The 5,921-nt window shown below is 60.7% G+C and carries 5 protein-coding genes and 1 pseudogene; all 6 read right to left on the bottom strand.

Translation table 11 applies throughout. From position 1 onward, the window contains the following. A pseudogene (locus tag EN750_RS15500) lies at window positions 1–145 on the bottom strand (acyl-[acyl-carrier-protein]--UDP-N-acetylglucosamine O-acyltransferase); the annotation flags it as partial. Window positions 146–158: 13 nt separating this feature from the next. Next, on the bottom strand, window positions 159–626 hold the full coding sequence (gene fabZ / locus EN750_RS15495) for a 3-hydroxyacyl-ACP dehydratase FabZ (RefSeq protein ID WP_127327354.1): 468 nt from the start codon (window positions 624–626) through the stop codon (window positions 159–161). Further along, window positions 619–1,677 carry a UDP-3-O-(3-hydroxymyristoyl)glucosamine N-acyltransferase gene (lpxD, locus tag EN750_RS15490; RefSeq protein ID WP_027036658.1) on the bottom strand — a complete coding sequence of 353 codons (1,059 nt, stop codon included), beginning with the start codon at window positions 1,675–1,677 and terminating at the stop codon, window positions 619–621. The genes fabZ and lpxD overlap by 8 nt, the downstream gene beginning before the upstream one ends. Before the next feature lie 75 nt (window positions 1,678–1,752). After that, a complete protein-coding gene (bamA, locus tag EN750_RS15485; protein WP_127268628.1) occupies window positions 1,753–4,122 on the bottom strand; it encodes an outer membrane protein assembly factor BamA in 2,370 nt (789 codons plus the stop codon). 217 nt (window positions 4,123–4,339) lie between these two features. After that, window positions 4,340–5,482, bottom strand: coding sequence for an RIP metalloprotease RseP (gene rseP / locus EN750_RS15480; RefSeq protein WP_127273216.1), 1,143 nt, complete (start codon window positions 5,480–5,482; stop codon window positions 4,340–4,342). 104 nt (window positions 5,483–5,586) lie between these two features. Beyond that, window positions 5,587–5,921: phosphatidate cytidylyltransferase (locus EN750_RS15475; RefSeq protein ID WP_145967677.1), on the bottom strand; the 335-nt coding region annotated here is incomplete at its 5' end.

Below are 5,921 nucleotides of genomic sequence, written 5' to 3'. Positions count from 1 at the left end.
CCGAGACATGACTGACCAGTTCGACGTCGTCGCCGATCACCACATCGGCACCGACATGGCAGAACGGCCCGATGCGTGCACCTTGGCCGATTTGGGCGCCTTCCTCGACAATGGAGGAAGCATGAATGGATGTCTTGATTTTCATAAGCACTCGATCGTCAGTCGCTGGTGACCATCATGGCTGAAATCTCGGCCTCGGCCGCCTTGGCGCCGTCGACCATGGCTTCACAAGCGAATTTGAGCAGGTTGCCGCGTTTCTTGATTTTCTTGACATGGATCTTCAACTGGTCGCCGGGAACCACCGGTTTGCGGAATTTGGCGTTGTCGATGGTCAGGAAATAGACCAGCGACGGCTTTTCGGTACCCAGGCTGCGGATACAGATGGCGCCGGCCGTCTGCGCCATCGCCTCGACGATGAGCACACCCGGCATGACCGGCTGCTCAGGGAAATGGCCCTGAAAATGCGGCTCGTTTATGGTCACGTTCTTGATGCCGATGGCGGATTCGTCGCCATCGATGTCGACGATACGATCGATCATCAGGAACGGATAGCGGTGCGGCAGGAGCTTCATCAGCCCCATAATGTCGACCGCCTCCAGCGTCGTCGACGCGATCATGTCAGCCATTGCCTCCCTCGCCCTGTTTGCGGGTCCTGGCGAGCTTGCGCAGCATGGCTATCTCCCGCATGGCTTCCGCCATCGGCTGTGCCGGATAGCCGCCCCAGATCTCGCCTGCAGGGACATTGCTCATAAATCCACTTCTGGCGGCAAGCTTGGCCCCTGTCCCAATGGTCAGGTGATCCGCAAGCCCGACGCCGCCGCCCATGGTGACATTGTCACCCACCACCACGGATCCCGAAATACCCGAAAGCCCCGCTATTATGCAATTGCGGCCGATGCGGACGTTATGGGCGATCTGCACGAGATTGTCGATCTTGGTGCCCTGGCCGATGATCGTATCGGACATGGCGCCGCGATCGACGGTGGTGTTGGAGCCGATCTCGACGTCGTCCTGGATAACGACACGGCCGATCTGCGGCACGCGCTCAGGCCCCTTGGCCCCGCCGACGAACCCAAAACCATCCTGGCCTATCCTCGCGCCGCCATGAATGATGACGCGATTGCCGATCAAGGCATACTGGATGCTGGCTCCTGGACCGACATAGCCGTCGCGGCCGATCTGGCAGGATTGTCCAATAACCGCATTTGGGGCGATGACGGTGCCGCTGCCGATCGAAGCACCTGGCCCGATCACCGCGCCGGCCTCGATGACGGCTCCGGCTTCGACATGCGCGGTCGCATCGACGTGAGCGTGCGGCGAGACGCCGGTTTCGCTGGTCATTGGCCCTGGTGTCGCCGCCCTCGGAAACAGCAGACGCCCGATCAGCGCGAAGGCCTGTTGCGGACGCGGATGAATGAGAACGGCAACGCTTGCCGGCGCCTTGCCGGCAAATTCCGCCGGGCACAGGACCGCGGCTGCCCGCAACGACGGCATCAGCGCGGAATTACGCTTGCCATCGACAAAGACGAGCGCATTCTCGCCGCCCTCGCTGGCAGGCGCGAGTGCTTCGATCGAAATATCGGAGTGGCCGGAATCGACGAGCACCGAGCCGGTCAGATTCGCGACTTCGCCCGCCGTATACCGGCGTGATGGCGCGAAGAACACCGGATCGGTCATTCCAGAAGCTATATCCAGCTAGGTCGGAACATTTCTCCCGGACCCTGAGGACCCGGGAGCATCGTTGGCCGCCGATCAGAAGCGGGTCGATATGCCGAAGTTGAATTCCTGCACGTCGTCGCGCGCTTCCTTCTTGACCGGGATCGCATAGTCGATACGGATCGGACCGAATGGCGATGCCCACATCAGGCCGAGGCCGACCGAGGCACGCAACTTCATGCCGACCGAGTCCTGAGTGACGCCAGCGGTGTCGACCTTGCTTCCATAGAGCGTTGCCGCGTCCGCGAAGACCGCGCCACGCAAGCCAAAGCTCTCCGGAATGACCGGGAGCGGGAACTGGGCCTCTGCCGACGCATTGAAATAGGTCGTGCCGCCGAGATGGTCGCCCGTAGCAGTATCGACAGGACCGATGCCGCCATAGGCGAAGCCACGGATCATGCGATCGGTGCTCTGGAACTGATCGAAAATCCGCAGACCATCGCTGCCGTATCCTTCAACATGGCCAGCGCCACCTGAAATGAGCCCGACCAGGTCGTACTGCTCCGACAGCGTCTGGTAGATGCTGCCGCGGCCCGTGACTTTCACGAACTTGGCATCACCACCGAGGCCTGCGACTTCCACGGTCGTGGTGGCATAGATACCCTCGTGCGGGCTCTTCATATCGTCGATGGTGTTGTAGACCAGCCCGAGGCTGACCGACGACTTGATCCAAGGGCTTTGTTCGATGCCGTCCAGGATAGCCGTGGAAACACTGCAACCGGGATCAGGAACCCCGTCGCCATTTGCATCGCAGCTGTCATCCAGCTCATATTTCTCTTGCGAGATGTTGTACGCCAACTGGGTCGAGATGCTGTCGGTGATCGGCAGACCGAAGCGCACCGTCGCACCCGTGGTATCGCTGTCGTAGTTGTCGTATTCCCTGGTCGACTTGAAGATGTCGAAGCCGGCGGCGATGCGCCGTCCGAGGAAATAAGGCTCGGTGAAGGACAGGCTGTAGTCGCGTGAATTCTTGCCGCCGCCCGCCGACAGCTTGATGAACTGGCCACGACCGAGGAAGTTGCGCTCGGTCACCGATCCTTCGACCGACGGACCGGCCGTGTCGCCACCGGTCGAATAACCAGCGCCCACCGAGAACTCGCCGGTCGATTTCTCGACCACATCGACCACCAGAACGACCTGGTCAGGCTGCGAGCCCGGCACGGTCGAGATGTCGACTTTCTCAAAATAATTCAAGTTTTCCAGGCGCTTTTTCGCGCGCTGGATGAGCACCTGGTTGAAGGCGTCGCCTTCGCTGACGTCGAACTCGCGGCGAATGACATAGTCACGCGTGCGATCATTGCCGCGGATCTCGATGCGCTCGATATAGGCCTTGGTGCCCTGGTCGATCGTGTAGACGACCGAAATGGTGTGGTTCTCGAAATTCCGGTCGCCGCGCGGCGTTACCTGCGCGAAGGCATAGCCGGAACCGGCCACCTTCTCGGTCAGCGCGATGATGGAATCCTCGACGTTCTTGGCGTTGTAGACGTCACCCTTATGGGTCTCGATCACCGATTCCAGCGACTTGCCGTCGACTTCAGGGATTGAGCTCTCGACGCTGACGTCACCGAACGTGTAGCGGTCGCCTTCCTGGACGGTGATGGTGACCGTGTACTTGTTCGTCGCGCTGTCGAGCTCGCCGACAGCAGACACGACCTGGAAGTCGGCATAGCCGTGATTGTAGTAGAAGCGGCGCAGCAGCTCCTCGTCCGCGCGCAGCTTGTCATCGTCATAGACGTCGTCGCGCAGGACGAAGGAAAGCCAGGACGAGCGCTTGGTATTGATGATATCCGCCAGGCGGCGGCTGGAATAGGCACTGTTGCCGACGAAATTGACCGCCGCGATCTGCGTGCGATCGCCTTCAACGATGTTGAAGACAACGTTTACGCGATTGTCGCCAAGCTGCATGACCTGCGTGGTCACGGTCACATCGTCACGACCAATGCGCCTGTATGCAGCCTTGACCGATTCCACGTCGGCATCGAGCGTCGCCTGTGAGAACGTTCCGCGCGGCTTCAGCTGCACCGCCGCCGCAAGTGCATTGTCCTTGAGCTTCTTGTTGTTCTGGAACAGCACCTGGTTGACCACCTGGTACTCGGCGACCTTGACCACCAGCGTCGAGCCGACCTGGTTGATCTGCACGTCCGAAAACAGGCCAGTGCCGAACAGTGCCTTGACCGCACCGTCGATATCGGAACTGGAGAAAGCCTTGCCCGGCTTGATGGTGATGTAATTGCGGATGGTCTCAGCGTCGATACGCTGGTTGCCGCTCACTTCCACTCTGCTGACGACAGCGGCTTCAGCCGCCGATGTGGCAACGAACTGCACTGCGAGCGCGCCTGGCACGACCATGGCCGCGGACAGGGTCACCGCGGACGCGGCGCTTAGAAACTTGGATGCTGCCTTCATCGGGCTTAATAACCTTTTCTCGTAGTCCCCACGGCGAGAAAACCGGACGTGCGGTAATTTCCCCTACCGTATTAACCGGATTTTCCCTACACGCAAGGCTTCTGGTTAATTTGTATTTACTTAACCCTGCGGCGTGGCTTTCGCGTCACTCATATCCCCTTGCATGGTAAACGGCGTCTCAACATCGTCCATGCAGAAGCCAAATTTCTTCATGATTTCAGCACCCAAACAGATCGTTCCAAAAAACGAACCCCATGAAGCACAGCACCAGAAGCAACCCGGCCCGATAGGCCATTTCCATCATCCGTTCCGACACCGGACGGCGAATGACAGCCTCCACCCCGTAGAACAAGAGGTGACCGCCGTCGAGGGGGGGAATCGGCAAAAGGTTCAGAATTCCGATGCCAACGGATAGCAGTGCAACCAGTTGCACGAGCCATTCGAATCCCAGCTTCGCAGCCCTGCCCGCCATGTCGGCGATCTTCACCGGACCGCCCAGCTGACATTTGTCTTCGCGCCCTACAACAAAGCGCTGCAGGAACTGGCCGGTGCGCTGGATGACGTGACCGGTTTCCTCGACCGCCGCCGCGACCGCTCCGACCGGCGTGTAGGTGATGAGCCTCGGCTGACCGAGTTCCTTGTTGTTGACGACACCGATCACGGCGACCTTGACCTTGTTGCCGAGCGCGTCTTCCTGTTCCATCAGCCGCGGCGCCGCGGTCACAGTGACCTCCTGGCCGTCGCGCAGCATGACGAAGGTGATTGCGTCGTCGGCACGGCCCGAGACCAGGCGCTGGACGTCGCCAAAGGTTTCGACCTTGTTGCCGTCGACACTGACGAATCGGTCGCCGGGAAGGATGCCGGCCTTCGCCGCCGGGCTGTCGGCGGTCACCTCGGCCACCATGGGCTCGGCGACATAGCGGCCATAGGCGGTGAACAGCACGGAAAAGACGACGATCGTCAGCAGGAAATTGAACAATGGTCCGGCCACCACCGTTGCCGCGCGCTTCCAGATCGGCTGAGTGTGAAAGGCGACCTTGCGCTCGTCCTCGGTCAGCGTTTCAATTTCTTCCGACGTGGGCTGGCTCGATGTGGCGTTCATGTCGCCGACGAATTTTACATAGCCGCCAAGCGGTATCGCACACAGTTTCCAGCGCGTGCCGTGGCTGTCGTTGAAGCCGAAGAGTTCCGGGCCGAAGCCGATCGAGAAGGCCCTGACGCCGATGCCGCACCAGCGCCCGACAAGGTAATGGCCCATTTCGTGGACGAACACGACCACGGTCAGCACGAAGAGGAATGGCACCAGCGTGCCGAGGACAAAGCCTTCTGTGCTGAAAAGCGCGTGAAGAATCTCGTTCAAGACAAACCCTCAAATTCTTCCACGGCGCAGACTGCGCCGTGACTGTGACACCAATCCGGGCGAATCCAAGGCGCACCGCGCAAAGGACCCTGAAATGACATCGCTCAAACGGGAAACAGACCCTGTGCCGGATGATCGGCGTTCGCCGAAATCCAGCCGATGACGTATAGGGCGAATGCCGCTGCGACAAGCCCGTCGACACGATCCATGACGCCGCCATGGCCCGGGATGAGCGCCCCCGAATCCTTGCGGCCATGGCGGCGCTTGATCCAGGATTCGAACAGGTCGCCTGCCTGCGAGACAATCGACAGCACGAGCGCGACCAGGCCGAGCAATACCAGATTGCCGACACCGGCAGCTGCGGCGAGGACCAGCCCGGCGACGACGCCGCCGACAGCGCCGCCGAGTGCGCCGCTGCGCGTCTTGCCGGGCGAGATAG

The sequence above is a fragment of the Mesorhizobium sp. M7A.F.Ca.ET.027.03.2.1 genome, from assembly GCF_003999175.1.
GTDB lineage: Bacteria > Pseudomonadota > Alphaproteobacteria > Rhizobiales > Rhizobiaceae > Mesorhizobium.
Note: the sequence above shows the minus strand (reverse complement) of the source record. Positions and strands in the feature narration are given on the sequence as shown.

What these genes read in the sequence shown, in the direction of transcription:
- fabZ (WP_127327354.1), bottom strand. Translation starts at nt 626, where the DNA reads ATGGCTGACATGATCGCGTCGACGACGCTGGAGGCGGTCGACATTATG.
- lpxD (WP_027036658.1), bottom strand. Translation starts at nt 1,677, where the DNA reads ATGACCGATCCGGTGTTCTTCGCGCCATCACGCCGGTATACGGCGGGC.
- bamA (WP_127268628.1), bottom strand. Translation starts at nt 4,122, where the DNA reads ATGAAGGCAGCATCCAAGTTTCTAAGCGCCGCGTCCGCGGTGACCCTG.